This window comes from Pectinatus sottacetonis (assembly GCF_015732155.1).
Classification (GTDB): domain Bacteria; phylum Bacillota; class Negativicutes; order Selenomonadales; family Selenomonadaceae; genus Pectinatus; species Pectinatus sottacetonis.
Window position 1 is genome coordinate 1,168,301 of sequence record NZ_WIQK01000001.1, and the last position, 26,961, is coordinate 1,195,261.

Annotated in this window: 29 protein-coding genes; 14 read left to right on the forward strand and 15 right to left on the reverse strand. The window is 35.7% G+C overall.

Translation table 11 applies throughout. From position 1 onward, the window contains the following. Nucleotides 1–59: 59 nt before the first annotated feature. The 9 genes from I6760_RS05420 to I6760_RS05460 all read right to left on the reverse strand — a co-directional run bounded on the left by I6760_RS05420 (nucleotide 60) and on the right by I6760_RS05460 (nucleotide 7,106). Nucleotides 60–437 (reverse strand): DUF134 domain-containing protein, encoded by a 378-nt coding sequence (locus I6760_RS05420; RefSeq protein ID WP_196593437.1) that lies wholly within the window; start codon nucleotides 435–437, stop codon nucleotides 60–62. Nucleotides 438–544: 107 nt separating this feature from the next. After that, nucleotides 545–901: a NifB/NifX family molybdenum-iron cluster-binding protein gene (locus I6760_RS05425; protein WP_196593438.1), complete on the reverse strand. Its 357-nt coding sequence runs from the start codon at nucleotides 899–901 to the stop codon at nucleotides 545–547. 99 nt (nucleotides 902–1,000) lie between these two features. Beyond that, nucleotides 1,001–1,858, reverse strand: a complete 858-nt coding sequence (locus I6760_RS05430) for an ATP-binding protein (protein ID WP_196593439.1) — start codon at nucleotides 1,856–1,858, stop codon at nucleotides 1,001–1,003. Between the two features lies 1 nt (nucleotide 1,859). Then, a complete protein-coding gene (locus I6760_RS05435) occupies nucleotides 1,860–2,699 on the reverse strand; it encodes a nucleotide-binding protein (protein ID WP_196593440.1) in 840 nt (279 codons plus the stop codon). Next, nucleotides 2,700–3,062 (reverse strand): NifB/NifX family molybdenum-iron cluster-binding protein, encoded by a 363-nt coding sequence (locus tag I6760_RS05440; protein ID WP_196593441.1) that lies wholly within the window; start codon nucleotides 3,060–3,062, stop codon nucleotides 2,700–2,702. Between the two features lie 190 nt (nucleotides 3,063–3,252). Further along, entirely contained in the window at nucleotides 3,253–3,453 is a 201-nt protein-coding gene (locus I6760_RS05445) for a hypothetical protein (RefSeq protein WP_196593442.1), read from the reverse strand. Between the two features lie 204 nt (nucleotides 3,454–3,657). Continuing rightward, nucleotides 3,658–4,920 carry an L-cysteine desulfidase family protein gene (locus I6760_RS05450; protein WP_196593443.1) on the reverse strand — a complete coding sequence of 421 codons (1,263 nt, stop codon included), beginning with the start codon at nucleotides 4,918–4,920 and terminating at the stop codon, nucleotides 3,658–3,660. Between the two features lie 25 nt (nucleotides 4,921–4,945). Beyond that, the gene (locus I6760_RS05455) at nucleotides 4,946–5,635 is read right to left on the reverse strand and encodes an aspartate/glutamate racemase family protein (protein WP_196593444.1); all 690 of its coding nucleotides are present in this window, start codon (nucleotides 5,633–5,635) and stop codon (nucleotides 4,946–4,948) included. Nucleotides 5,636–5,708: 73 nt separating this feature from the next. Beyond that, nucleotides 5,709–7,106, reverse strand: coding sequence for an aminotransferase-like domain-containing protein (locus tag I6760_RS05460; protein WP_196593445.1), 1,398 nt, complete (start codon nucleotides 7,104–7,106; stop codon nucleotides 5,709–5,711). 247 nt (nucleotides 7,107–7,353) lie between these two features. Between I6760_RS05460 and I6760_RS05465 the strand changes: the two genes are divergently transcribed. Then, on the forward strand, nucleotides 7,354–8,838 hold the full coding sequence (locus tag I6760_RS05465) for a methyl-accepting chemotaxis protein (protein WP_196593446.1): 1,485 nt from the start codon (nucleotides 7,354–7,356) through the stop codon (nucleotides 8,836–8,838). A gap of 160 nt (nucleotides 8,839–8,998) precedes the next feature. Here I6760_RS05465 and I6760_RS05470 read toward each other — a convergent pair whose 3' ends face one another. After that, complete coding sequence (locus I6760_RS05470) at nucleotides 8,999–9,388, reverse strand: DUF362 domain-containing protein (protein WP_196593447.1); 390 nt, start codon at nucleotides 9,386–9,388, stop codon at nucleotides 8,999–9,001. 211 nt (nucleotides 9,389–9,599) lie between these two features. Here I6760_RS05470 and I6760_RS05475 point away from each other — a divergent pair, with 211 nt between their 5' ends. The 3 genes from I6760_RS05475 to I6760_RS05485 all read left to right on the forward strand — a co-directional run bounded on the left by I6760_RS05475 (nucleotide 9,600) and on the right by I6760_RS05485 (nucleotide 11,657). Further along, nucleotides 9,600–10,133: a MarR family winged helix-turn-helix transcriptional regulator gene (locus I6760_RS05475; RefSeq protein ID WP_196593448.1), complete on the forward strand. Its 534-nt coding sequence runs from the start codon at nucleotides 9,600–9,602 to the stop codon at nucleotides 10,131–10,133. Nucleotides 10,134–10,191: 58 nt separating this feature from the next. After that, nucleotides 10,192–11,088 carry a cation diffusion facilitator family transporter gene (locus I6760_RS05480; protein WP_196593449.1) on the forward strand — a complete coding sequence of 299 codons (897 nt, stop codon included), beginning with the start codon at nucleotides 10,192–10,194 and terminating at the stop codon, nucleotides 11,086–11,088. A 107-nt stretch (nucleotides 11,089–11,195) separates the two neighbouring features. Beyond that, nucleotides 11,196–11,657, forward strand: a complete 462-nt coding sequence (locus tag I6760_RS05485) for a Fur family transcriptional regulator (protein ID WP_196593450.1) — start codon at nucleotides 11,196–11,198, stop codon at nucleotides 11,655–11,657. A 141-nt stretch (nucleotides 11,658–11,798) separates the two neighbouring features. Here I6760_RS05485 and I6760_RS05490 read toward each other — a convergent pair whose 3' ends face one another. The 4 genes from I6760_RS05490 to I6760_RS05505 form a co-directional block, all read right to left on the reverse strand. Next, a complete protein-coding gene (locus I6760_RS05490; RefSeq protein ID WP_196593451.1) occupies nucleotides 11,799–12,965 on the reverse strand; it encodes an ABC transporter permease in 1,167 nt (388 codons plus the stop codon). 1 nt (nucleotide 12,966) lies between these two features. Further along, the gene (locus I6760_RS05495) at nucleotides 12,967–14,121 is read right to left on the reverse strand and encodes an ABC transporter permease (protein WP_196593452.1); all 1,155 of its coding nucleotides are present in this window, start codon (nucleotides 14,119–14,121) and stop codon (nucleotides 12,967–12,969) included. Next, nucleotides 14,121–15,143, reverse strand: coding sequence for an HlyD family secretion protein (locus tag I6760_RS05500; RefSeq protein WP_196593453.1), 1,023 nt, complete (start codon nucleotides 15,141–15,143; stop codon nucleotides 14,121–14,123). Before I6760_RS05500 ends, I6760_RS05495 begins: the two co-directional genes overlap by 1 nt. 89 nt (nucleotides 15,144–15,232) lie before the next feature. After that, nucleotides 15,233–15,898 carry a TetR/AcrR family transcriptional regulator gene (locus I6760_RS05505; protein ID WP_196593454.1) on the reverse strand — a complete coding sequence of 222 codons (666 nt, stop codon included), beginning with the start codon at nucleotides 15,896–15,898 and terminating at the stop codon, nucleotides 15,233–15,235. Nucleotides 15,899–16,145: 247 nt separating this feature from the next. On the opposite strand from I6760_RS05505, the gene I6760_RS05510 reads away from it, so the two are divergent. After that, nucleotides 16,146–16,355, forward strand: a complete 210-nt coding sequence (locus I6760_RS05510) for a cold-shock protein (protein WP_196593455.1) — start codon at nucleotides 16,146–16,148, stop codon at nucleotides 16,353–16,355. A gap of 65 nt (nucleotides 16,356–16,420) precedes the next feature. Here the strand turns inward: I6760_RS05510 and I6760_RS05515 are convergent, their stop codons facing one another. Continuing rightward, nucleotides 16,421–17,224, reverse strand: a complete 804-nt coding sequence (locus I6760_RS05515; protein WP_196593456.1) for a MurR/RpiR family transcriptional regulator — start codon at nucleotides 17,222–17,224, stop codon at nucleotides 16,421–16,423. A gap of 438 nt (nucleotides 17,225–17,662) precedes the next feature. Between I6760_RS05515 and I6760_RS05520 the strand changes: the two genes are divergently transcribed. The 9 genes from I6760_RS05520 to I6760_RS05560 all read left to right on the forward strand — a co-directional run bounded on the left by I6760_RS05520 (nucleotide 17,663) and on the right by I6760_RS05560 (nucleotide 26,956). Beyond that, complete coding sequence (locus tag I6760_RS05520) at nucleotides 17,663–18,088, forward strand: RpiB/LacA/LacB family sugar-phosphate isomerase (RefSeq protein WP_196593457.1); 426 nt, start codon at nucleotides 17,663–17,665, stop codon at nucleotides 18,086–18,088. Between the two features lie 20 nt (nucleotides 18,089–18,108). Next, complete coding sequence (gene lacB / locus I6760_RS05525; RefSeq protein ID WP_196593458.1) at nucleotides 18,109–18,624, forward strand: galactose-6-phosphate isomerase subunit LacB; 516 nt, start codon at nucleotides 18,109–18,111, stop codon at nucleotides 18,622–18,624. A gap of 68 nt (nucleotides 18,625–18,692) precedes the next feature. After that, entirely contained in the window at nucleotides 18,693–19,547 is an 855-nt protein-coding gene (locus I6760_RS05530; RefSeq protein ID WP_196593459.1) for a tagatose-bisphosphate aldolase subunit GatY, read from the forward strand. Between the two features lie 42 nt (nucleotides 19,548–19,589). Next, complete coding sequence (locus tag I6760_RS05535) at nucleotides 19,590–19,919, forward strand: PfkB family carbohydrate kinase (RefSeq protein ID WP_330997983.1); 330 nt, start codon at nucleotides 19,590–19,592, stop codon at nucleotides 19,917–19,919. Nucleotides 19,920–20,056: 137 nt separating this feature from the next. Further along, nucleotides 20,057–20,374, forward strand: coding sequence for a PTS lactose/cellobiose transporter subunit IIA (locus I6760_RS05540; RefSeq protein WP_196593461.1), 318 nt, complete (start codon nucleotides 20,057–20,059; stop codon nucleotides 20,372–20,374). 14 nt (nucleotides 20,375–20,388) lie between these two features. Further along, the gene (locus I6760_RS05545) at nucleotides 20,389–22,065 is read left to right on the forward strand and encodes a PTS lactose transporter subunit IIBC (RefSeq protein WP_196593462.1); all 1,677 of its coding nucleotides are present in this window, start codon (nucleotides 20,389–20,391) and stop codon (nucleotides 22,063–22,065) included. Between the two features lie 97 nt (nucleotides 22,066–22,162). Beyond that, nucleotides 22,163–23,566 carry a 6-phospho-beta-galactosidase gene (gene lacG / locus I6760_RS05550; RefSeq protein WP_196593463.1) on the forward strand — a complete coding sequence of 468 codons (1,404 nt, stop codon included), beginning with the start codon at nucleotides 22,163–22,165 and terminating at the stop codon, nucleotides 23,564–23,566. Nucleotides 23,567–23,697: 131 nt separating this feature from the next. Beyond that, nucleotides 23,698–25,062: an S-layer homology domain-containing protein gene (locus I6760_RS05555; RefSeq protein WP_196593464.1), complete on the forward strand. Its 1,365-nt coding sequence runs from the start codon at nucleotides 23,698–23,700 to the stop codon at nucleotides 25,060–25,062. A 34-nt stretch (nucleotides 25,063–25,096) separates the two neighbouring features. Continuing rightward, nucleotides 25,097–26,956 carry a glycosyl hydrolase 53 family protein gene (locus I6760_RS05560; RefSeq protein ID WP_196593465.1) on the forward strand — a complete coding sequence of 620 codons (1,860 nt, stop codon included), beginning with the start codon at nucleotides 25,097–25,099 and terminating at the stop codon, nucleotides 26,954–26,956. Nucleotides 26,957–26,961: the final 5 nt, after the last annotated feature.

Sequence of the window (26,961 nt, forward strand, 5' to 3'; positions counted from 1 at the left end):
ACAACGATCAATCATGTTACTGTAAAAATAAGGAATTTTTCGCCGCAATAAATTTAAATCTATCTTTTTTCTCTTTCCTGCTGCAAAAGTGCTGCACATCTGTGCTTATGGCAGCCACCACATCTGCAAAACTCTTCCAGTCCATCACACAGTTCATATTCACCGCCTTTTATAAGCAATATTTTTCCATTTACCAGTGAATCAGCCAGTTTCATTCTGGCACTATTATATATCCCTTGAACAGTTGTCCGTGCTATATTCATTTGCTTAGCACAGTCCTCCTGCGTAAATTCTTCCAAATCTATTAGACGAATTGTTTCATATTCGTCAATTGTCATATTTATACTTTCTTCTGCCATTCTTCCGCCCATTAAAGGCCCATATCTGTTTTGTTTTGGCAAACAGCATACTTTTCGCCATTTTTTCGGTCTGGCCATATTTTCACCTCTATATAATATTATATTGATAAACCTAATCAGCCATAAAAGAATATTCTTTTATGGCTGATTAGCGTCTTATAAACTCACTAAAACTTATTCAAACATCATTCGTGGCATTCATCATGATGTTCATGTTTATTGCACACTGAACCGTTAGAAATAAGTGCTCCATTTATATAATCCATAACTGCCTTTTCTGCTTTTCCGGCAGCACCTGTCACTACTTCAATGTTTTTCTTATTAAATATATCAATGGCTCCCTGTCCCATACCACCAGAAATTATTACCTCAACGCCTTTATCTCCTAAAAATACCGGCAAAAATCCTGGTTTGTGTCCCGGATTAGCTACAGATTCACTATTAACAATTTTTTTATCTTCCACATCAAAAATATTAAAATTTGAACAATGACCAAAATGTCCTGCAACCATTTCATTTTCACTAGCAACTGCTATTTTCATTTTATTCTCTCCCATAAATATTTATTTAGTAGCATTGATACAGTCTTTTGCCTAATGGAACAACTCCAGGCAAACTGCTCCGCATGCCCAGCGGTTTTATTAAACAGCAAAAAATGTTTTTATATTATTGAACAAATCATATATTGCTGCACCAGCCTTACTATCTCCAATATTCACTATAGACACACCTTTATTAACAGCCTCGACTATTTTTTTATCAAAAGGAATTTTCCCTGCCAATAATAGGTTTTCCTTAGTACAAAATTTTTCTATTTTTTTAGTTTCTACATCATTTACATCGTATTTATTGATACACACTGCTATTTCAATTTGAAATCGCCGTGCTGTTTTAATAATGCGTTTCATATCATTAACTCCGGAAACAGAAGCTTCTGCAACTATTAAAACCATATCTGCCCCGTTTAAAGACGCTATGACCGGACATCCTATTCCTGGCGACCCATCAATGATAGCAAATTTTTCATCTGTACTATTTTTTATAAGCTGCTTTTTCACACTATCTACCAATAACCCTGAATTTCCGCTGCCCATTTTTAATTCTGCCGTAGAAAAAAGTTTATTTTTTTTATATAGCATCAGTTTACCGGCAATAAATGGTTTCAATGTTACTGCCGCATATTTACAGACCAGCTGACACACTCCGCAGCCTTCGCATGCATATGGATCTACCACATAGTCATCACTTATTGCTGTAAATCTACAGTTATCTACACAGGCACCGCATTTTATGCATCGTTTCTGATCTATAGATGCTTTATCCATGCCATAAAAAGGTGTTGTTGCAAATTGCCCCTGCATTTTGGTAATCAGGTGCAGATTGGGTGCGTCCACATCGCAATCCGCTAAAGCTTTTGCCTTTGATAGCTCAATAAGAGCGCCAGCTACTGTAGTTTTGCCGGTACCACCTTTGCCACTAAGAATTAAAAGCTGTTTCATATCATATTTTCCCCACAACTGTCTGTAATAATTGCTCAAATAAACTACCATATTTTTCTGATGTTCTACTAAGAATCAGCCCAGCAGTATTCATTGTTGCTAATTCCCGATCATAAAATATTTTTCCCAATATTTCTATATTTTCTTTTTTACAGAAGCTTTCTACTGGGTTAATTATATTTTCATCGCATTTATTTAAAATCACACCACACCGTTTAGAGAAAAACTTCACCAGTTTATAAACCATTTCAAAATTATGCAGGCCAAACAGCGTTGATTCTGCTACCAATATACAATAATCAGCATCCTTAATACTTTCCATTGTAGTACATGCACTCCCAGGCGGGCAATCAATAAATGTATAAAGTGTGTCCTGTTTTCCTGCTGTCAGCAATAATTTTTTTATAATAGGAACTCCTGAGGTTTCTCCTATATTCATTTCTCCTGTAAACACTTTTACATGTTCCGATATTCCTGAACATATCTCCCCAATGCTCTTATTTTTTTCATTCACAGCTCCCTGCGGACACGCTATTATACAGCCTCCGCAGGAATGACATAATTCTTCAAACACAAGCACATTCTTTCTAATATATGCTAATGCATTAAATTTACAAAAATCGATACACTTTCGACATCCTATGCACTTTTTTCTATCAATCTCCGGTATTTTTACTGTAACCGGTTCTTTTATTATCTGGTCTGGCTTAAAAAACAACATTCCATTTGGTTCTTCCACATCACAATCAATATAAACAGATTCTTTTGCCGCGGCTGCCAAGTTGACTGATACCAGCGTTTTTCCGGTACCGCCTTTACCGCTCAGTACCGCAATATTCATTTATTTTCCCCCATGATAGCCTTCATGGAAACCATTAATAACCGCTAATCTGCCCGCAGTAAAGTCAGTAATATTCTGTTCAACTGTTCCTTCTATACTCTTGTATACTTTTATGTTTGCTTCCTGTAAGACATCAGCTGCATTTTGTCCACACTGCGGTGTTATTAAAACTTCACCACCATTATCGGCAACTATTTGAGCTGCTTTTATTCCTGCGCCGCCCTGACTAGACGCCGCTTTGTTTTCTATGCAACGGCTGGTTTTGGCTTCCGTATTATATATGATAAAATATCTGGCTCTGCCAAATGTCTGGCTCACCTTGCTCTGAACGGTCTTATCATCTGCCGGTATTGTTATTTTCACTTATTTTCTCCTTACATAACATATATTTTAACATCTTCTGACAAATAAAAAAGCTGCCACACCAATGAATATTTCTTACAAATATGCCGTTCTTTTAATTGCACTGAATAATTCCCACTACGGTAAAGTATTGATTTTTCAGTATACTGCACATTCATAAAAACCATTGTGTGCGGCAGCTGCCGCAAAATTATTTGCCGCCATTTCTGCCATTGCCGCGCTGCATTCTGTTTGCCTGTCCCATTCCTTTGCCGCCGCGACCTCTGCCCATGCCGTTTCCTGCATTTTTACTGCTACCTGCTTGTGCGGCACCTGATCCGTTGCCGGACTGTCTGCCCTGACCTGCGCAGCCGCTCATTCCATCCGGTCCTGTTCCATCTCTGTTTGGCATCTTTAACACCTCCATAGCTGGTATATTCTGCATATGTTTATGACATATGTTGTTTATAATTCTTATTATAGCATATTTATGACATATGTCAATAATAATTATTTGTCTTAAAATATATTAAGCAGGGAAAAATTTTATTACCAGCCTATTCCCTGCTTAATTTTCAATATATAAACTCCCCGCTGGCATACTGCTGCTTTTGTCTTATTTTCCCAGCATGATATGTAAAATTTCTATATCAGTTGCTTTCATGCCGACTTTTCCCATTCTTCCTATGTTTCGTATCGTCTGCTCATAATTTCCTTCAACAAGGCCCTCACCAAAAGGAAACACTCGTCCCCGGCATGCCATTTCATAACCTAGTATCCCTGCTTCAACAGCACTGGCTATTTTAGCCGCGCAGGAAGCTTTTGCTCCATCACAGACTATCCCGGCTGTTGTTCCCAGCGTATTTGTTAAAGTCATGCCAATCGTCGTTTCATCCGCTCCATGCAAATAAGCAATGCCGCAGGCTGCAGCGGCTCCAGCCGATACTGCTCCGCAATACGCGGATAAATTACCTATAAATCGTTTTTGGTGTATAGCAATAAGATTGGTAAGCAATAATGCTCTATACAATTTTTCCCTATCAGCTTTTATCGCGCGGGCATAAACAAGTACCGGCATCGTACAGGCTATTCCCTGATTGCCGCTGCCGGAATTAATTATTACCGGCAGGGCACAGCCATTCATTCTGGCATCTGATCCTGCTGCAGCAGCAGCCTTGGCTTTTGTCCTAATATCATCACCACATTCCCGCAAAGTACGGCCTACTTGTGCTCCCCATTCATGGCTGAGCCCTTCTTCTGAAATAGCACTATTATATTTTATTTGTCTGGTAATAACTTCTTCTACTGCTGATAAATCTACTTTATTAGCAAATTCTATTATATCTTTTATATTCAGTTTTGATTTATCTCCACTGCTGCTAACTGCTAAATCTTTTTGTTCAAATGTGACCTTACCATTTCTTTCTATTCTGGCTATATGATTGTGCTGTGATCGTATTTCTACAGCTGCTGATTCATTTTTACGCACAACTTCAACACGAATAAACAGATTTTCTTCATTTTCCTGCAGCTCACATTGGCAGATACCCAGACCGCATAAATATTTTGCATTGTCCCTATCCGCAGGAGAAACTGTGCTGATAACCTCAAGCTGCATATCAGCTCTTCCCGCCAGCATTCCCAGTATTGCTGCTGCCTTTACCCCCTTTTGTCCCCCGGAATTCGGCACAACCACACCTTTTACATTTTTTATAATATTACCACTACACCGCACTATAAGTGATTCCGGCATATTACCAAGTACTTCCCGTGCTTTTGCTGCTGCATATGCTATAGCTATAGGTTCTGTACAGCCCATTGCTGGAAGCAGTTCTTCTTTCAATATATTTATATAATTATCATATTGTTCCTTTTTCATAAAACCGCCCCCAATGTACATAAAATTATTTTAATGAAATTTCTACCGCTTTTGCCGCATGGATCAGTGTCGTGTCAAAAATAGGCAGTTTCGTATCTGACTGGTGTAACAAAAGACCTATTTCTGTACATCCCAAAATAACCCCGCCAATATGTTCCAGTGCCAATTTATCAATCACTGAAAGATATTTTCTCCTTGATTCATCACTGATAATTCCCTTACATAATTCTTCATATATTATTTGATTAACAACATCTACATCATTATTTTCAGGTATTATCACATTAATTCCGTGTTTTTCCAGCTTTTCCTTATAAAAATCCTGCTGCATCGTATACTTAGTACCTAAAAGAGCCACTTTATGTATATCTCTTTTCAATAGCTCGATAGCTGTTGCTTCTGCAATATGTAAAACAGGAATATTAATATTTTTCTCCAGCTGAGGAACAATTTTATGCATCGTATTTGTACACAATACAATAAAATCAGCACCCGCTTTTTCCAGGGCTGACGCCGCCGCTGACAAAATCTCTGCCGTTCTTGTCCAGTCCCCTTTTGCTTGGCACTCTTCTATTTCCGCAAAATCAACACTATATAAAATTATTTCTGCCGAATGCAGCCCTCCCAGTTTATTTTTTATCATTTCATTTATTTTCTGATAATAAGTCACCGTACTTTCCCAGCTCATACCACCTAATAACCCGATTTTTTTCATAATTTGCCCCTCAATTATATTAATGTTATTGTTCATTTTCAGAATATCATAAAAAAATATGCCATACAATATTTTATTTGTATGGCATACAATTATTTAACATATCACGTAAAATGAATAATCCTTTTTTCAAATCTTCTATCGACTGTGGTGCACATACAGATATCCTCACCGCCCGCGTCGGCCTGCTCTTGCCAACCGCAAATCGTTCTGCGGCAAAAACCTGCACTCCTGCTTTTAAAGCCATCCCTTCCAATTGTTTTCCTGTAATTGATGAAGGCAGCAATAGCCAGCGAAATAAACAGTTCTTATCGCCGCGGCAATCGAAGTCTGACAAAATTTCATCAACTATTTTATTACGATAATTATTTTCCTTTTGATGCTGCTCTACAATTTTCTTCATCTGTCCTGACACTATCATTCTCGCAGCCAATTCACTCATCAGCGGCGATACAGTGACTATCATATTATATAATGCATTGCGTATATGTTCACGGTTGTTTTCTGGAACAGAAATATATGCCAATCGTAATCCAGGGGCCAAAGCTTTTGATAACCCTGCAATAAAAAAAGTCTGTTCAGGCAATAGTTTTGCTATAGGAACACTTTTTTTAGTTATTGATAAATTATATGTAGCATCTTCAATTATATATATTTTATAAGTTTGAGCAATAGCTGCTATCTTCCGCCTTATTTTTTCCGTCATATTATGCGCTGTAGGATTTTGGTACTGCGGCATTACATAAAGAGCCTTAATATTATCGTGTTCACAAGCATAAATTAAACTTCTTTCATCCATTTCATCATTTTTATCATGTCTGATAGAAACTATTTGTATCCCCAACATACCGGCAGCTGTTTTAAGTCCTGGATAAGTCTCAGGATCAGCTCCAATGCGATCACCATGTTTACATATAGAAAAAAGTGCTGCCATTAAGGCATTCTGCCCGCCACTTGTCAAAAATACATTATTGACACAAGTTTTAAAACCTTCTTTTTCTATCAGTAAGACACCCGCTTTTCTATGCCAGTACATTTCATCTGTATTGCCATAATCAAACCATTTTGCATAATCTGCCTCTTTAAGCATTTTCTGCAATTGAATGTTAATTTGTTCATAAGACTCTTTATCAGGCCGTGTTGCTCCTAATGAAATAACTTTTTTCCCTCTGGTATCAGGTAAAAGATACATATTCGATAAAGCATCATAAGAAACATATGTACCACTACCAATGCAGGTACTTAGAAGTCCCTTAAGTATACAAATCTTGAAAGCTTTTGTAATTGTACTTAAATTAATATCGAGAAAATCAGCTAATTCTCTTTGCGGTGGCATCTTTGTCCCCGGCAATAATACACCTGTCTTTATATCCGTTTCCAACTGTTGGGCTAAATTTCTATAAATAACTCCTTTCTTTTCAATTACTGGTTGCCAGCTCATTGGATAATCTGCAAAAGAATTTATTGACATATAATCCAGCCTTTCTTTTCCTAAACATTCTTTTTATTCCAGAATATATATTTACTTAATAAATTGAAGTATAGCATCTTTTTATATATAATGAAGTTAATATATTGGTATATTTATTTTTTTAATTCCGATAGTAATATTTTATAATATACTGCTTTATTAAAGCATACTATTTTACAATTATATCAATATACGAATCTAATCCACCCGCCTGTTGCGGTAAACTTAATTTAGGAGGATTATAACAATGCTGGGATTTTTAAAAAAAGACCATCCATGTGATGAAGCAGTCTGTATTTTACAAACTGTTGAAAAAAAAATGAATGGAGATGCTTCCGCTGATCTAAATGACCTGGAAATAGAATATCCCATTCATCAGGAAATGCTGGCACGTTTTGATAAGCTTGTAAAGAATGAAGCAAAAATGGCTGCTGCCTGTAAAAACATTCTTACTGTTGTTACGTCATTAAGTGAGTTTGATGTAAAAATGACGGACTCTGCCCATAACTTATCCAAATTTTCCCAGAAGATAGCTGAACTGAGTGAATCTAATCTGGCTATTGTCGAACAAATAACGGCAAGTATGAATAATGTAAATGAAAACATCATGCACACTTCTGATAAAATGGTCCATTTATCCCAATCTTCTGAGGAACTTATCGCTAAAAACGATAACAGCATCCATCAAATTGAAGAAGTAAACACTTTAAAAACAGAAGTCATTGCTGATACCCATTCTATGAGCAATCAAATTGAGCATTTAGTTGATATGGCTGACCGGGTAAATGATATCGTAAATGGTGTAGGGGCAATCGCAGAGCAGACAAACCTGCTGGCACTCAATGCATCTATTGAAGCCGCCCGTGCTGGCGAAAAGGGTAAGGGATTTTCTGTTGTTGCTAATGAAATACGTAAATTAGCTGATGATACCAAGGGAAACCTTAAAAACATGCGTGTATTTGTCAATAATATCCAGGAAGCTGCCAAAGGCGGCAGGACTAGTCTTACTAATACTTTGAATTCTACCAATTTAATGAATGAAAAACTAGATACAATTTCCGATACCATCAAAAAAAATGTTTCCATGATGAAAAATACTATTAATGATGTCCACGATATATCCAAATTAATGGATCAGGTAAAGGAATCTGCTGACCAGGTCAACCAGGCAATGAATATTTCTGCCCAGGATGCAGAAAAACTGCATAATATGACACAAGGTATTCATGATGATGCCGTAAAAGAAACCGGTCAGGCACATGATATTTCAGAAATTGATAAAAAGCTCAGTGCTATTGTCCATGAATTGTTCTCAGCACTTAACGGTGGTATACATGCTCTTTCCAATAAAGAAATAATTCACAGTCTACTTCAGGCAAAAGACGCTCATAAAAATTGGATGAAGAGCCTAAAAAAAATAGTTGATGAAATGAAACTGGCTCCTATCCAGACAGACTCGCAGCGCTGTGCATTTGGTCATTTTTACCATGCCATTACCATAAAACAGCCTGATATCCAAAAAAAATGGGCGGCTATTGATTCATCCCATAATCAATTACACACAACTGGGAAAAAAGTTCTTACTGCTGTAGAAAATAATGATTCGGCTGAAGCTAAAAAATTATATAATGAAGCTGACCAGCTTTCCCATGAAATATTTACTAAAATAGATGCCACTATCGCTGCTATAGACCAAAAAGATGCTCGTGGACAGGAAATTTTACAAAAATAATTTATTTCCCTAATACATCTGGCTGGCAACGATCCACACATTATTTCAATAACCCCCCATCGTAGAAAAAATAATCTACAATGGGGGTTTTGTCTTTATTTTAGTTATATATCTTCTATTACTACTATCATAAACTTTTCCTTGACTGCGGCCTTACCGTTTAGCGGAATTTACGCCGCCGTCTGTTACCCCGTCCGCATTTTTTCCCACTGAAATATCTTTTAAGCCGGGAGAAAGTACCCGAGTCTGCCGCTGCTTTTGAAGTTCTCTGATTAAAACAGTTACATCCCTGACCACTTACATTCTGACTATTGTTTTTTTGTTCCGATAATATATTTTTTTCAGTATTATGCACAGGCTGAACAACAGTATCACTGTTTCCTACTACCGCAATTGCCTGAAAAGGACATAAAGAATAACATTTTCCGCATTCTATACATAAAGCTGTATCTATTTTATATATGCTGTCACTTTTTTTTATTGCCCCGGCAGGACAATTACGCGCACACTTGCCACAAGCCCGGCATGCTGCTGTTATTTCATAAGCCATATAAATTCCTCCTATTAATAAGTAACTTTGCAATAAAATTAGGCTCCTAACTATTTTTAATACTATCATTATGTTCTTCATAAGTCAAGAACAAGTTAGGTTCCTAATTTTTTATTGACATAAGCTTTATTTGTGTTATACTAAAAACAAGTTAGGTTCCTAATTAATTTTTAACATACTATTATCACCGTTTATTACAGGGAGAACACACATGACAAATAATACTTATAAATTATTCACTGCCCTGCATCGTCTTGGCAGACAACTTCATCGAGCCCATCATTATGAACATCATCTTCATCGCCGCGGCCGTTATCGGGAGCAGTCCCGCCTGCTACGCCTCATTGCCGAAAATGAAGGGATTATACAGCGGGATCTAGCCGAAAAAATGGATGTCCGCCCTTCTTCAATGACTGAAATGCTTGCCAAAATAGAAAAATCAGGTTTTATCCTGCGGCAGCATGATACCAAAGATCAGCGAATAATGCATATTTTTTTAACGGATCAGGGACGTTCCATTGTAAAAGAATCACAAGAAAACGATACTATTTTGACCACATCATTATTTAACGGGCTTACAGCTGAAGAAGTAGATGAAATGTTGCGTCTTACAGAAAAGCTTTCCGTCCATCTAACCACAATCGAGCCGCATTATGGCTGCCTTCATGAACAATTTCATAAATTTGGCCGCCATATACGCAGTTCTCTGGCACATCATAATTCAGAAGACCATGCAAAACAGTAATATCTGTGTAATCAATCAACATATAACTTTTTATTATAAAAAAGTTGGTGAAAATATCTTGAATCAATTTATTTTATTTAACAATTCGTCTGATAGTTTAAAAAGGAAAAAGACTGGTATTTATATCGGCTGCATAGGAATCCTCATTAATTTTTCTATTTTTCTATTAGAATTTTATTCCGGGTTAACCGTAAACAGTACTAGCCTGACAGCTGATTCTTTCCATAACCTTGTCGACAGCATCTTTTCCATCGTTACTGTATTTTCCTTTGTAATAGCAGGAAAACCTTCTGATACCGCCCATCCATTTGGTTTTGGACGGACTGAGTATCTATGTTCTTTTTGTCTTGGTATCTTACTGCTGACAATAGGCATATTTTTCGGGTATGCATCTATACAAAAAATTTTAACTCCGTCAATTGTGCAATTTCATATATCAGCTTTTATTGCTATGATTTTTTCTCTTATACTCAAGCTGGCTTATAGCATATTGAGCCGCAACTACGCCAGAAAAATAATTTCTTCAGCCTTAAAAGCAACTTATTGGGATGCTTTTACCGATGTACTTACATTATCAGCCGCATTACTTTCACTAATAATTATGCGCTTTACTGGTATCCATGCGGACGGTTTACTAGGCACCTTAATATCGGCAGTTATCCTGTATTCTGGTTATTCTACAATAAAGCAGGCCGCTGATACACTTATCGGCAAAACACCTGACCCCATCATTGCTGACTCTATCCTTACAGCAGTAAAAAAAGGACCAAATATACTTGGCTGCCACAATTTAATCATCCATGACTATGGCCCAGGAAAAATAGTTGCTTCTATCCACGCCGAAGTACCTTCTGACATATCATTTTCCAGTGCTCATATTTCCATTGAAAACATTGAACAAGCTTTACGGCAAAAAGGTATAGAATTAACCATCCATCCTGATCCTGTAGCTTAAAAAACTATACTAACACATCCTACTCTATAATTCTGTCATAAACAAAAATATAGCATAACTATATTGATTGGAGGACAATAATCTATTATGAAAAGGTGATTTTAATAATGCTAAAAAATACATCTTCTAAAATAATGCAGAAATTTACCACAGATGGGCATCGCCTTACTGCACAAAGACGAATCATTCTTGAAATTATAACAGCTCATGCCCATGAACATATGACAATAAATGATATATACAAATATGCTCTCGAAAATAATGACAACATATCGCTTATAACAGTTTATCGGATAGTTAATTTTTTGACCAAAAACAATATTCTGCGCAGAGTTCAGATTGACTCCAATCATTACTGCTATGAATTAATAGAACACAGCAATCTGATGTCCTATCCTCATTTTATATGTCAAAAGTGTGGAAAAGTATTTGATCTGGGTGATGAAGATACTATAAAAAAGCTATCTGCCTGTGAACAAAAAATAGCTGCTACCTATCATTTTAAAATAAAGTACTCAGAAATATTATATTATGGCCTGTGCAAAAATTGTCTTGATACAGAAGAATAATAAAACATTTAAAAACTGCTATCCATAAACCAGATTCAAGAACCAGTTTTATGGATAGCAGTTTTTATGTATAAATTATCATCATGTATAATCCAATAATTTTTATAAATACTTCTTTGTTGTCACATTTTCATACACTTTTCAGTTACCTATATTATTATCATAATGCCTTTTTACCCTTGCATTAAATGCAATATCAGCTAAACTACAGCAACTTACTCCCATAATTAATAATATAGCTATGTGCTGCCCCAGATTAGCAGAATATCCTAGTAAAAATAGTTCACGTAACGAATTAACAAACCATGAAAACGGAAAAAAATACGAAACAATTCGCGGTATCAACAACATTGACTGCTGTGGAAAGGTATAACCCGCTAACACAAAGGCCGGCACAGTATACATTATTGAGCCCCTCACAAATTGAGGTAAAGTCTTAAACATTGCTGCCATCATTAATCCAAATGAAACTGCCGCAAAGACGAATGTACCTCCTAATAAAATCACCATGTATAAAGATGATTTCATAAATATTCCCCATATATTTATAATTAAAAATATAATAAGCAAGAATGTCAGCATAGCCAACAGCCAATATAATATGACTTTGGCTAACAAAAGTTTACTACAACTTACCCTTTTCTCTTTCAATATATAAACATTTTTATATTCATATTGCAACGCAGAACCAACTGATAAAAAAATCCCCTGTTGAAAAGCAGCCATAGAAAGTCCTATAATAAAAAACAACAAATAACTTTGTGTAGGATTTCCCATTATACGAAACTGCCCATTGATAGGATTAATTCTATTTTTTAATGATTCTTCCATTACTCCTAATCGCAAAGCTATTTGATGAACAGCTAGTTTATCAGAAAAATTATCTAAAATAGATAAAGCTTCATTACTGGCAATATTAGTAATAATAATATTAGCTCCATTTATCATAAATAACGCTGTAGAACAACTGCCTGTCTTAGAATTTTTAGAAAAATTCTTTGGTATTTCCAAAGCAGTATAAGTTTTTTTCTGTTTCATATCCTGCAACATTTTTTCTCTGGTATCAACTTGTTCAATAAGTTTAAAACTTTCATCGCATTCAAAATTCCATATAAGTTCGCGACTCAATTTTGATTGATCCTGATCATAAATAACCAATGGTATATTTTTTACAATACCAGGTTTATATAAAAAACCAAAAAGGAATAAATAGGCTAACCCCGCACCAAATAAAAATAAAACACGGGTTTTTTCGTCTGCTGTAAAAAATTGCCATACTTCACGTTTCATAATTTGCAAAAACGACATTTTATACTTTCCCTTCATTTTTATATACATGTTTTCTTCTAAATTTGAATATAAAAAATGCTATCGTTCCTAAAAGTAATCCAAATAAGAGCATAATTAACATATCTCTCCATAAGCAAGGCGCATATCCTGCCAATAATAAATCCCGTAAATTATCTGCTGCATAAGTCATAGGCAATAATGATGAAAAAATTATTGAAAATTTATTCATAGAAAATTCCGGCCAGCTTATTCCACTAAAAAGTAATCCTGGCATAATATACAACAATGGGGTTTCCATAGCTAACGTAGTATTTTTATTCATTGCGGAAAATAAAAACATTATCTGTATTACCATAAAAGAAAATGCACTCCCCAACAAGACAAGCTGGTAAAACGGTCCCTGCCATGCTATATCAAAAACATACTTCAGCGCTAATAAAGATATAATATATGCTGCTACAGCTGTTATCCAGCAGGGAACTGCCTTGCCTACAAATAAACTTATATTATTATAATTTACTCCATATCGTTTATTTTCATATTCATCAACCAATAGGGGTGAAACAACCAATAGCAATGCAATTTGCAATCCATTAAGCATAAGCCCTGATAACATAAAGGGATTATATCCATTAACTGGGTTGTTTATTATACGTACTCCCATTCGTACTGGATAAACCATATTCATTGCTGCTGTTGGCAATATTCCAAACGACTCCATAGTTTTTTGTGCAACAGATATAGAAAAAGACTTATTTATTTCTCTAGCAGCATTTATTCCTGCATTAGCAAAAATATTATTTGTCGAATTCGCCAATAATAAAAGGTTTGTTCCATTTCCTAATTTTATATTTTGGGAAAAATCAGCTGGAATTTCTAATCCTGTTAAAACTTTCCCCGACTGCAGCATATCCTCCATTGTCTTTTCATCATCAACATAGGCAATAATCTTAAAACGTTCCGAATCACTATATGACTGTATCAATTTGCGACTAAGCATACTTTGATCCTGGTCATAAACAACTAATGATATATCATTTACAACATTTTCTTCATAGGCCATTCCAAAAACTATCGTAAAAAACAATGGCAACAAAAAAATGATCAAAACAAGAGGATACCGCCCACAGAATAAACGATAAAATTCATTTTTAATTACCCTTTTTAACTGCATTATTTTTCACCATTAAATAGCCTAAATCTCATTCCAGGCCACAGCTTATTAGAATTAACCTGAACTTTAACATTAAAGCTTATTATATCTGTACTGTCCCCACGTTCACTAGTTGCCCGTTGTGTAGCAAATTCCGCTTTTTTACTTATGTCCGTGACAATCCCTTGAATCTTAGTCTTATTATCTCTGCCAATTAATTCCACTTTCTGCTGCAAATGAAATTCCGCCAAATCTGTTTCAGGAACTTTAAAATTAACCCAATTGTCGCTGGGATCTTGTATTGCCAGTAATGGTGTACCCAACGAAATCATTGAGCCTTCTTCAACATATTTTTCTGTAATTACCCCATCAAAAGGAGCTTTAATAACCGCTTCTCCCAGTTGTACCTCTAATTGCTGTAAAGCTGCCTGGGCCTGTTCTATTTTTTTGTCAATAACTTTTTCATTGACTTTTTCTACATTTGCCTGAAGTAACCCGGAATCAGCTTTATTTACCCCTGCTAAAGCTTGCTCGTATGCTGCCTGCGCTGCCTGATATTTTGTCTTATAAGTATCAAAAGTCTGTTGCGACACTGCCCCTGTATTTACCAAAGCAGAAAAACGTTTATAATTTGTTTTTGCTAATGCCATGTCAGCTTGTGCTGATTGTAATTGTGCTTGTGCCGTTCCCATAGTTGCATTTGAAGTACCTTTAACAAGTGACGTTTGCACCATTGCTTGATTTTCCTGCACTTTAAGTGCTTCAATATTAGCTTCTAACTGATTTTTTTGGGCCACTAAATCTCGTTTATCCATATAAGCTAATATTTGTCCTTTTTTTACTTTATCACCATCTGTTACTAATAATTTAACTACCCTGCCTGCAACCTTCGAATTAATATCAATTTCCTTAGCGTCAGCACGTCCCCATAATTGATGCTGCATTCCGGTAGTTTTTCTACTACAACCAAAAACTACTGTAATAACAATAATAACAAGTCCTATACTTAAAATTCTACGATTTTTCCATAACATTTCCTTCATTGTATCCCCTCCATTATTTGAACATGTTCAAATAAAAAGGCTAAAAACCCCTAATGTTTTTTTAGCCTTTTTTTATTGTTAAACAAACATTATATTTTCACTGATTCCTTTATTAACTGATTTGTAATTTCTGACAACTTATCATCTAAATCTTCCAAACGCTGTAAAACAACTTCTATCGCTCTTTTATCAAAACCAAATAAAGAAAGTGCCATATTTACCAATATTGCAGAACACTTTTCTGATGAAATATTTTTTTTAAAATAAAATTTTGCAATACAGCTACGCATAGCCCCTCTTACAAGAAGCGTTCTTATATAATAATCTTCCCTAGTATAGTATATATTATTTTTGAACATTTCCTTAGAAATATCCGTTATGTATTCTACCATTTGTTCAAAAATTGTATTAGCCGTGTAACCTTCATAATACGATTCTCTGACAAACTCGTTAACTTCTGCTGCTTTTATTCCTACTATATTCATTGCTGCATATCTAAAAGCAGGCGATTCATTTTCAAAATATTTATTTATAAGCATTGTGCTTTGTTTTAAAACCAGAAGCAAAAGAACACGAAAAACATCTTCTTTATTTTTATAAAAATGATATATGCTCCCTGTTAATACTCCTGATTCTTTCACTATTTGCCTTATAGTTGTTTTTTTATAGCCCTGTTTTACAAAAAGCTTTTTAGCTGTTGTCAAAATTTTATTGGCGACACTATCAGATTGCATTGTCAAAACTTTTTTTGGCAAAAAATCTCCTTCTTTCTTGAACATGTTCAAGATTACCCTAAAAATATTTAATTGTCAAGTTCATCTCCTTTTTTGTTTAAATAAATATTGACAATATAAAAAAGGAATGCTATCATTAAGATGTATTCAGAATGTGCTAATTAAACTCACATATTTTTGTAAGTTATTGTTTGTGCAATGATTTACAAAAATATGTGAGTTTTCTTTTTGCAGATATAATTTATTTAATTTAGGAGGTACCTATAAAATGACAGGTACAGTAAAATGGTTTAACGCAGACAAGGGATTCGGATTTATTACAAGAGAAGACGGTGAAGGTGACGTTTTCGTACATTTTTCAGCAATACAGTCCGATGGTTTCAAATCACTCAGCGAAAACCAAAACGTTAGTTTTGACATAGAACAAGATCCTAAAAATGCTGAAAAGTTCAGAGCTGTCAACGTTCAAGTATTATAATATCTTAGTATTATTTTGCTTAACAGCCCAAGCGGAATTTATCCGCTTGGGCTGTTTTTTATATTTTATTCTTTACAGGGATATTTCCTGTTGGTTTTTTCCTTGCAATCTCTGCTGCTTTTCTGCTGCTGCAAAATAAGATAATCAACAATTATACGCGATAAAACGTATAGCGGAAAGCGTGATGTCGCATCAATATTTTTTATAGAAACATGTTGATGCTTATAACCAAAAACTGCTACCTGTGATAATTTGACCAGTGGAGCATTTCTCTCACCACAAGTACAGCATACTATCCTTGCACCAAGAGAAGCAGCATTTTCTGCCGAACTAACCAGTTCTTTTGTCATCCCTGATAAAGAAAAAATAAAGCACAATTCATCCTGTTTAATTTCATCAGTAACTTTTTCCATAACTGCTGGGTCTGTTATGGAAAAAACATTATATCCCAGTATCTGCAGTTTAAGAGAAAATTCCTGTGCCACTAATTCAGTAAGGCCGCGTGACAGCAAATATATACGCTTAGCTTTTTTTATCTCTTTTACTATTTTCAAAATAGTGTCTATTGATAAATGATCAATGGTATTAGTAACTTCCAAACGCGATTTATTAAAAATTTCATTTATTTCAATAGATTGTTTCTCTGTATTCATTTTTTTAGTCAGCAAATAACGCAGTTCTGCAAAACCACTGATCCCGCATTTTTTTATCGTTCTGGAAACTGTTGCCGGCGAGGAATATGTTTGTTCCGCAATATCCATTATCGACATTGATGATATCTTTTTTACATTTGCGTTAATAAAATTAATTACCTGTTTTTCTGTATCCGTTAAATGTTCATGAAAATTATAATCGATTTTTATCAACATACAATCACCTTTTGTTATTTTATAAATTTAACTGTCTGAGACCACCGCACATAAATATTTTCATTTATAAATGTGCAAAATTATTCTCTCTGGCCAAATTTAAAAAGATGATAAACAGCATTGGCCTAGGAGGGAACTGTACCTTTTATTCAGTAGCACTGTCAATAATACTCTTACTAAAATTTTAGTAAATATTCACAATAATTTTTTATATTTATAATTATATACCAATATATTTTGCTTAACAAAGTATTGCCCGTTTTAAAAGTCCCTGCAATATTTTTATACTTATGAAAATTCTTCCAAATCCTGGAAACAAAACCTTAGTATTATGCTTTATAATAAAAATAACAAAAGGAAATAGCTTTTGTCAATAAAAGTATTGGGTATATTTATATACCTTACTTATCTATTTTTATTATATAAGGAGAGAATTTTATGAACGTTGTCATTGCCGCCGATAAATCAGGCCAAAAATTAAAACAGCTAATAAGAATTTTTTTAGAAGCAAAAGAAAACGATTACAAAATTGTTGATTTATCAGACTCAGATATTTATACATCTACAATGAATGTAGTAAACGCTATTACGAACAAAACCGCTGACAGAGGGATAATCGTTGATGCTTACGCTGTTGCCCCATTTATGATAGCCAATAAAAACCACGGCATTATTTGTGCTTCAATTTATGAAGACTACACTGCTCAAATGACCCGCACCCATAATAATACTCAGATAATATGTCTTGGTGCTAAAATAACCGCTGATAATTTATCCTGCAAACTTGCCTACAATTTTCTCAAATCAGAATATGCTGGCGGACGACACCAAATACGTGTAGATATGCTGAATAGAATGCTTTAAGAAAGGAAAGGAAAAATAAAATGAAAATTGCTATTGGATGCGATCATATTGTTACTGATATAAAAATCAAGGCAGCTGAATTCCTTAAAAAACAAGGCCACACTGTTATTGACGTGGGTACCCATGATTTTCTGCGTACCCATTATCCTATTTTCGGCAGAAAGGTTGGCAAGCTGGTTGCAGAAAATGAAGTGGATCTTGGCATATGTATTTGTGGAACCGGTGTTGGAATAAATACTGCTGCCCAAAAAGTAAAAGGAGTCCGCGGCGCACTAGTTTGTGACGTGCAGACAGCCATTGCCGCAAAAGAAGACTTTAATGCCAATGTTGTTGGTACTGGTGGACGCGTTGTAGGAGTTGGAACAATAGAATATATACTGGATGCATTTTTAAAAGCTGAATATAAACCTACTCCAGAAAGGAATGCTTTGATCCAAAAAATAAACAATATGATTCCTGCTAATGATTGTATAGAAAACGATAACATTTTTGATGAATATTTAAAAAAATGGCAGAATGGTTTCTACCACGACTGATACATATTTTACGAAAATCTGCTATAAATATTACATTCACCTTAATTTACAAAAAGAAGGTCATTGATATGAAACTGCGTAATACAAAACAAATGTTACTAACTGCCCAAAAAGGACATTATGCTGTCCCGGCTTTCAATATTCATAATCTGGAAACATTTCAGGTTGTAACTGATACCTGTAATGAACTTCACTCCCCTGTTATTATTGCTGCCACTCCTTCAACTGTAGCATATGCCGATAAAGATTATCTTATAAGCCTTACTGCCGCAGCTATGGAAAAAGTAGATATTCCCATATCGTTTCACCTTGATCATCACGAAGACAGTAATGATATAAAACGAACTATTGCCGCTGGCTGCCGCAGCGTTATGATAGATGCATCAAGACTACCATTTTCTGACAACATTGCCAAGGTAAAGGATATAGTAGCCTTTGCCCATATCTGCGGAGCCACAGTGGAAGCCGAATTAGGAAAACTTGTCGGTATAGAAGACGATCTAATAGTATCTGAGGAAAACAATGTTTACACTAATCCTGATGATGCTGTAAAATTTGTCGAAGCCACAAGGGTAGATTCTCTAGCTGTTGCTATTGGAACAGCACATGGCCTTTACAAAGGAATACCCCGACTTGATTTTGACCGCTTGAAAAAAATCCGTGAAAAAGTCAGCATTCCCTTAGTTCTGCATGGGGCTTCTGATGTTCCTGATGAACTTGTAAGTAAAGCTATTTCATTAGGTATTTGCAAAGTAAATATTGCTACTGATTTAAAAATACCTTTTTCTAATGCCGTAAAAACATTTTTTGCCCATAATCCACAAGTTAACGACCCTCGTAAATATCTTACACCAGCAAAAGAAGCTATGAAAAAAGTTGTACAGCAGAAAATAAAAATATGCAACAGTATGAACCGCTATTAAAAAGGGACAAATACTGGTAGTTTATCAGCTTCTAAAGTCGATATTGCCGCTAAAATACATTATTTCATGGAGCAGGATATTTCTCTGCCAATAATATCATTAGGAACCGATGGAGCTATTGCCGGATTCAATAATAAGATTTACAAAATAACTGGTCCTTCAATTGTTCCCATAAACACCGTAGGCTCAGGTGATTCATTTATTGCCGGCATCGCAGCTGGATTATACAGAAATTATTCTATTATCAATACTTTAAAACTAGGTGCTGACTGCGGAACTGCCAATGCTATGAAAGAAGAAAACGGTTTTATTGATCCCAAAACTGTCAATGCCTTTTTTAATGACATCCATGTCACACCATTCACTTTATGATATTATAAAGAATTTTATGTATAAAAAAATTCATAAAAATATAACTATAAAATGATAATACTGAAAATATACTTTATTATAAAAATTGTCTATGCTATATTAGCCTTATGTCTAGAAAAAATTCAGGAGTGATTATTATGAACAAAGATGAATTAGCCATGACTGCTGTTGAAATTGTAGCATATGCCGGTGATGCACGTACCAAGTATATGGAAGCCCTAGATTATGCCAACGAGGGCAATTTTGAAAAAGCTGATGCAACCATTGCCGAAGGTAATGAACTTATAACTGAGTCACACAACACCCAAACTGAACTGTTAAACAAAGAGGCTTCCGGGGAATCTATCGAAATGACTTTTTTAACAGTACATGCCCAAGACCATTTAATGACTGCAATGTTATTCAGGGATCTGGTAAAAAACTTTATGCGTCTTTATAAAAAGACTAACAAATAGGAGGTTCTTATGTTATGGAACAACTCATAAAACTAATAGAAAAAATGAAACCATTCTTTGAAAAAATCTCCAACAACCCTTATCTGCGTTCAATACGTGATGGTTTCATCAGCTGTATTCCAGTAGTTTTATTTTCCAGTTTATTCATACTTATAGCCTGCGTACCCGAGATCTTCGGATACAAATGGTCTTCAACTGTCAACGCCACTTTATGGCAGGCTTATAACTATTCTATGGGTATATTATCTATCCTTATGGTAGCAACTATAGCCAAAAGTCTAACGGATAATTTTAATCAAAAGATGCCAAAATTACGACAAATAAATCCTATTTCCATAATGATAGTATCCATAGTATGTTTTCTGCTGCTCAGCGTAGACAGTGTAAAAGGTGGTTTTTCTGCCGAATATATGGGCACTAAAGGTCTTTTATCCGCTTTTGTTGTAGCTTTCATTATTCCGAATATTTATAAATTTTTCGTAAAGCGCAATATTACTATAAAACTGCCTGATGAAGTCCCCCATAATATTGCACAAACTTTTGCCGATCTAATCCCTTTGGCAATATCTGTACTTGTTTTTTGGGCATTCAGCATAGCTTTTAAACATGTATTCGGCCATATTTTCAGTGCATGGATACTGGATGTATTTAAACCATTATTCACCGCTGCTGACGGCTATACCGGTATTGCCATAATTTATGGTGCCATGGCAATGTTCTGGTTCGTTGGCATCCACGGTCCTTCTATAGTAGAACCAGCCGTAACGGCTATTTATATTGCTAATGTAGAAGCAAATTTAAAAGCATTTCAGGCAGGTACTCATGCTGCCCATATTCTCACGCATGGCACATCATACTTTGTTGCTACACTTGGCGGTACTGGTGCTACTTTGATGTTTGCTGCGATGTGTGCTTTCATTGCTAAATCCAAACAGCTGCGAGCCGTCGGCAAAACCTCTATTATCCCTGTTCTCTTTGCTGTAAATGAACCAATCCTATTTGGTGCGCCAATTGTTTTAAATCCTGTAATGTTTGTTCCTTTTATTTTAGCGCCTATAGCTAATGTATGGCTTTTTAAGTTTTTTGTTGATGGTCTAGGCATGAATTCTTTTATTTACATTCTTCCCTGGACAACTCCGGGAACCATAGGCCTGATTATTGCTACTGGCTTTGCTAAATTAGCTTTTGTTCTTGCTCCCCTGCTTCTCATTGTAGATACTGTTATTTATTATCCATTTTTCCGCGTATATGATAAACAGCTTGTAGACCGCGAAGCTGCCCATGGATACAGCGAAGAGGACCTTCCATCTGCACCTATTCCCGATGCTGTCCCCAGTTTATATGCTGCTGACAAACCATCAGCCTCATCAAAAGAGCTTAATGTACTGGTACTATGTGCCAGCGGTGCAACAAGCAGTATGCTGGCAAAATCCATAGCCAAAGGGGCAAAAGCATTAGGCGTTGCCATGGATTCTATTGCCATGGCCTATGGACAACATAAAGAAAAAATCACTGATTTTGATCTGATAATACTCGCTCCGCAAATGGCGTCAATGTATGATGAATTAAAACATGACTGCGATGAAAAAGGGGTAAAATCAGCCACTACTTCAGGACGTGAATATGTAAAACTTACCCGTGATCCCAAAGCAGCACTTAATTTTGCTTTAAATTTATTATCAAATTCCTAAAATATAACCATTCCATAAAAAACCGTTACATATTTTATCTTTCACCAATATGCAATGGTTAAACAAACAACTTAAAACACAATCAACGAGGTGCTATATGAAAAAATTTGCAGATGATTTTATTTTTGGCGGTGCTACAGCAGCTTATCAGGTAGAAGGCGCCACTCAGACGGACGGACGCGGTCCATGTGCCTGGGACTATTATATGAACCAGCCTGGCAGCCACTTTACCGCAGACAATGCCAGTGATTTCTATCACCGGTATAAGGATGATCTCCAATTATGCCGTGACTTTGGTATCAATGGTATTCGTATTTCTATCTCATGGACACGTATTTTACCTCAGGGATGCGGCAAAATAAATCCTAAAGGTATTAAATATTACAATGACCTGATAAATGAATGTATCAAGTGCGGTGTAGAACCTTTTGTCACCCTGCACCATTTTGATACTCCTCTGCCATTTTTCAATGATGGTCATTGGTTAAACCGAAATATAATAAAACATTACCTCAACTTTGCCAGAATTTGTTTTGAAACTTTTGGCGATCGCGTAAAAAAATGGGCCACATTCAATGAACCCTGGTCTATTGCACAAAATGGTTATATCTCTGGTTCATTTCCCCCATATAAAAAATATGACATCAATTCTGCTGTCCAAATACTGCACAATCTAATGATTGCACATGCTAAAACAGTAAACCTTTACAAAGAAATGTCACTGCCAGGAGAAATTGGTATAGTCCATACCTTAGAGGGTAAAGTACCTATTTCAAATAGTTCTGAAGACGTAAAGGCCTGCCGCCTCGATGATACTATCTCTAATAAATTTATGCTCGATGCCTGTTTTAAAGGTCATTATGCTAAAGACACACTTACTGACATACAAGAAATTCTTGCCCAAAATGATGGCACTCTGCGAATCGAACCAGGTGATATTGAGCTACTTACTAAAGCCGCATCTCAAATAGATTTTCTTGGCATGAATTACTACTCCAGCCATTTTTTACAAGCATATAATGGGGAAAGCCTGATTCATCACAATGGCACTGGTGAAAAAGGAACAAGTATTTTTGCCCTAAGAGGAATCGGTGCCCGGGTAACAAACCCAGCCGTAGAAACAACTGATTGGGACTGGCCCATATATCCACAGGGAATGTACGATATGCTATTGCGTATAAAAAAGGATTATCCCAATTATAAAAAAATATATATTGCTGAAAATGGCATGGGCTATAAAGATGACTTCATAAACGGAAAAATTGACGATACACCGCGTATAAAATATGTACAGGAACACTTAGAAGCTATTTTAAATGCCATTTCTGCTGGTGTAAATATAAAAGGCTATTACATCTGGTCATTAATGGATGTACTGTCGTGGAGTAATGGTTACAACAAGCGCTATGGTCTATTTTATGTTGATTTTAATACACAAAAGCGCTATCCCAAAAAAAGTGCTTATTGGTATAAATCTATAGCCCATAAAAAAATCTTGTAGACAGTAACGAAAATTATTATTAACACATCTTATTCCCCTATTATATATAACTACTAAAAATTACATTAATTTAGTAGTTATATATAATGTTGTTGCAATATTAAAAATTTTGAGAATAGAAGGTATGTATAATGAAAAAGAAATTATTATTAACCCTGCTGACAACTGGCATATTATTAAACACGCCAGCAGCTTTTGCTGCAGAAAACCCCTTTTCCAGTGTGCCTAAAGATCATTGGGCTTATTCTGCCGTAGAAAAATTAGTACAAGATGGTCTTGTCGATGGTTACGGTGATGCTGATTTCCGCGGAGAAAAATTTATTACCCGTTATGAAATGGCTCAAATATTAGCAAAAGCTATGTCCAACCAAGAAAAAGCCAGCACTGATGATAAAAACTTAATTGAAAAATTAGAAAAAGAATACAGCAACGAATTAGACAGCATGAACATTCGTATTTCAAATATAGAAAATAAGTTATCATCATTTAAATGGTTTGGTGATGCCCGTATTCGTTATCAACGCAATTATAACAATAATATTCATCAGGATAATGATTCTGGTAACTCCAGCCGCCTGCAAGAACGACTCCGCTTAGGCTTTTATGGGACTCCAGCCCCTCATCTCTCTGTTACCGGCCGACTAAAAATGGAAAATACCAATAATAATAATGACGGCTGGGGAAATACTCATGATGATTCCGGTCAGCATAATTCAGCCTATATGGATTTACTGGCACTATCCTGGCAGCAAAAAGACACTACCGTAAGTGTAGGTCGGCAAGAGGTCAGCATCGGTCAAGGCATAATTTGGTGGGAAAATCCTGTTGATGGTATTTATGTCACCCAAAAATTCGGCAAAAATTCTTCTCTTTCTGCTGGCTGGGGCGATTTAACAGCAGAAAACTGGAAAGATAAATCCATGAATGCCTTTTTAGCCAATCTTAAAGTAGGTATTGATGATAAAACTTCTACGACCCTTGGCTATTTATCTACCGGCAAAAGCAAAAATAATACTGTCGACTTAACTCATTATGATTCTATTCATGATTCCTGGACTGCGCCTTATAAACTAAAACAAATTTCTTATGGTATTAACAGACAATTATTCCCTAAACTAAATCTACTTGTTGAAGGAGTCACCAACCGTGCCAGCGATCTGCCAAGTAATGCCCAAAAAAATGGTTGGTGGTCAAGACTAACCTATGGCAAACAGGACTGGAGTAAAGCAAATACATATAATATTTATGCTGATTATCTCTCATTAGGCAATTGGAGTACTGATTCTACAGGCTGGGGGCATATTCTTAATACAGCCGGCGGCAATGGTCTTGGCTGTGATGGGGAAAAAGGTTTTGGCATCGGTGTAAGCTACATGTTAGCTGCTAATACAAACTTAGACGTCAATTTCTATAAACTGCGTCCATATGACAGCAATTATTCTGGTTTCTCCAATTATAAAAATTCCTATAATGTCTCTTTAGCCTTCTCCTTTTAACTAAGATAACTTATTATAAAAGAGGTATAATATCATGAAAAAAAGTTTTATATACTCACTAGCAATATTGCTATTAAGTAGTTTATTTGTTATTTTAAGTCCTTTTTCTACAGCCGTTGCTGCTATTCATGTTAACCCTATTCCTAATCTTCCTCCCGATTTTATAAAGGGCGCCGATGTATCAATGCTGCCGGAAATAGAAAAACAAGGCGGTAAATTTTATGAAAATGGTACCTCTAAAGACTGCCTGGAAATTCTAAAAAATCATGGCATTAATTGGATTCGTCTTCGCATTTGGAACAATCCTTATCAAAATGGAGTACCCGTGGGCGGCGGAAACACTGACGAGTCAAAAGCCTTGCTAATGGCTGCACGCGCTAAAAAACTAGGCTTAAAAGTTCTCCTTGATTTTCATTATAGTGATTTTTGGGCTGATCCCGGCAAACAAAATAAACCAGCCGCCTGGGCAAATGATAATCCGCAAAAACTGACCCATGATATCTATGATTTTACCGCAAAAGTAGTTAAAGATTTTAATAATAAAGACCTTACACCTGATATGATTCAAATTGGCAATGAAGTTAATAACGGTATTTTATGGCCTGATGGCAAAACGACTTCACCTAATGGTTATAAAAATCTTGCCAATATGCTCAATGCTGGTCTAAAAGCTGTCAGCGATAACGACCCACAGCATAAAATCAAAAAAATGATTCATGTTGCAGGCTGTGATGATGCTTTTTATCAGACTTTCTTTGACGAATTAATAATAAAAAACAAAGTCAATGATTTTGATATTATCGGCATGTCATTTTATCCATTTTGGCATGGGACTCTTCCTAAATTAGAAAACACGATGAATGATATAAGTTCCCGTTATAATAAAAAAATCGTCGTTGTTGAAACCGCTTTCGGTTTTACCAATGCCAACGGTGATTCCCAAAAAAATGTCTATGGTTCGGCTGAAGAAAAACTCAGTGGCTATAAAAGCACAGTCCAGGGACAAGCTTCCGGCATCAGAGATGTAATGGCAGCAGTATCCAAAGTAAAAAACAGCTGTGGTCTGGGTATCTTTTACTGGGAACCAGATTGGATTCCTACCCCAAATGCCGGCTGGAAAACAAATGAAGGCAATGAATGGGACAATCTGGCAATGTTTGACTTTAAAGGTAATGCCTTGGATTCACTAAATGTATTCAAGCTTGTGTCTGATCCTGATAATAAATACATTAAGCCTCTTCCTAAAAGAGCTGAACCTGTAACAATATCTGCTCCTGTTAATAAAATTATCAACTTGCCGACAAAAGTTGATATCATCTTTTCTAATGATTCTGTGACATCCCTCCCTGTTATTTGGAATACCCCTCTTCCCTCTTATTCCCAAACTGGCACATATACTCTTCATGGTAAAGTAGCAGACACTGAGATCCCCGCGACAATTATTCTTAATATTATAGATAAAACCAATTTAATAACAAATGGTGATTTTGAAACAGGAAATTTGGCCGGCTGGACTATAACCGGTGATAAGACTGCTGTAAACAATGTAGGCACTTCAGGGAATGCCCTGGGAAAAAGTGCGATGCATTATTGGGCTCCCAAAGATTTTTCATGTAAAATCCAACAAAAAATCTCTCATTTGAAACCCGGTATTTATACCCTTTCCTGCTGGACTCAAGGCAGCGGCAATGAAAACAGCTATGAATTATTTTTGACAACAGGTACCAACAAACATTATGTGACAATTAAAAATACCGGCTGGAATAAATGGCACCAAAGCATTATAAAAAACGTTAAAATTGAAAATGGAACTGCTGATATTGGGTTTATCTTAAAAGGAAAAGCAGGCAGCTGGGGTTCTATAGACGATATTGAATTTTATCTGCAAAAATAACCTTT

Coding starts and splice junctions, on each gene's coding strand:
- I6760_RS05420 (WP_196593437.1), bottom strand. CDS start 437: ATGGCCAGACCGAAAAAATGGCGAAAAGTATGCTGTTTGCCAAAACAA.
- I6760_RS05425 (WP_196593438.1), bottom strand. CDS start 901: ATGAAAATAGCAGTTGCTAGTGAAAATGAAATGGTTGCAGGACATTTT.
- I6760_RS05430 (WP_196593439.1), bottom strand. CDS start 1,858: ATGAAACAGCTTTTAATTCTTAGTGGCAAAGGTGGTACCGGCAAAACT.
- I6760_RS05435 (WP_196593440.1), bottom strand. CDS start 2,699: ATGAATATTGCGGTACTGAGCGGTAAAGGCGGTACCGGAAAAACGCTG.
- I6760_RS05445 (WP_196593442.1), bottom strand. CDS start 3,453: ATGCCAAACAGAGATGGAACAGGACCGGATGGAATGAGCGGCTGCGCA.
- I6760_RS05450 (WP_196593443.1), bottom strand. CDS start 4,920: ATGAAAAAGGAACAATATGATAATTATATAAATATATTGAAAGAAGAA.
- I6760_RS05455 (WP_196593444.1), bottom strand. CDS start 5,635: ATGAAAAAAATCGGGTTATTAGGTGGTATGAGCTGGGAAAGTACGGTG.
- I6760_RS05460 (WP_196593445.1), bottom strand. CDS start 7,106: ATGTCAATAAATTCTTTTGCAGATTATCCAATGAGCTGGCAACCAGTA.
- I6760_RS05465 (WP_196593446.1), top strand. CDS start 7,354: ATGCTGGGATTTTTAAAAAAAGACCATCCATGTGATGAAGCAGTCTGT.
- I6760_RS05470 (WP_196593447.1), bottom strand. CDS start 9,388: ATGGCTTATGAAATAACAGCAGCATGCCGGGCTTGTGGCAAGTGTGCG.
- I6760_RS05475 (WP_196593448.1), top strand. CDS start 9,600: ATGACAAATAATACTTATAAATTATTCACTGCCCTGCATCGTCTTGGC.
- I6760_RS05485 (WP_196593450.1), top strand. CDS start 11,196: ATGCTAAAAAATACATCTTCTAAAATAATGCAGAAATTTACCACAGAT.
- I6760_RS05490 (WP_196593451.1), bottom strand. CDS start 12,965: ATGTCGTTTTTGCAAATTATGAAACGTGAAGTATGGCAATTTTTTACA.
- I6760_RS05495 (WP_196593452.1), bottom strand. CDS start 14,121: ATGCAGTTAAAAAGGGTAATTAAAAATGAATTTTATCGTTTATTCTGT.
- I6760_RS05500 (WP_196593453.1), bottom strand. CDS start 15,143: ATGAAGGAAATGTTATGGAAAAATCGTAGAATTTTAAGTATAGGACTT.
- I6760_RS05510 (WP_196593455.1), top strand. CDS start 16,146: ATGACAGGTACAGTAAAATGGTTTAACGCAGACAAGGGATTCGGATTT.
- I6760_RS05515 (WP_196593456.1), bottom strand. CDS start 17,224: ATGTTGATAAAAATCGATTATAATTTTCATGAACATTTAACGGATACA.
- I6760_RS05520 (WP_196593457.1), top strand. CDS start 17,663: ATGAACGTTGTCATTGCCGCCGATAAATCAGGCCAAAAATTAAAACAG.
- lacB (WP_196593458.1), top strand. CDS start 18,109: ATGAAAATTGCTATTGGATGCGATCATATTGTTACTGATATAAAAATC.
- I6760_RS05530 (WP_196593459.1), top strand. CDS start 18,693: ATGAAACTGCGTAATACAAAACAAATGTTACTAACTGCCCAAAAAGGA.
- I6760_RS05540 (WP_196593461.1), top strand. CDS start 20,057: ATGAACAAAGATGAATTAGCCATGACTGCTGTTGAAATTGTAGCATAT.
- I6760_RS05545 (WP_196593462.1), top strand. CDS start 20,389: ATGGAACAACTCATAAAACTAATAGAAAAAATGAAACCATTCTTTGAA.
- lacG (WP_196593463.1), top strand. CDS start 22,163: ATGAAAAAATTTGCAGATGATTTTATTTTTGGCGGTGCTACAGCAGCT.
- I6760_RS05555 (WP_196593464.1), top strand. CDS start 23,698: ATGAAAAAGAAATTATTATTAACCCTGCTGACAACTGGCATATTATTA.
- I6760_RS05560 (WP_196593465.1), top strand. CDS start 25,097: ATGAAAAAAAGTTTTATATACTCACTAGCAATATTGCTATTAAGTAGT.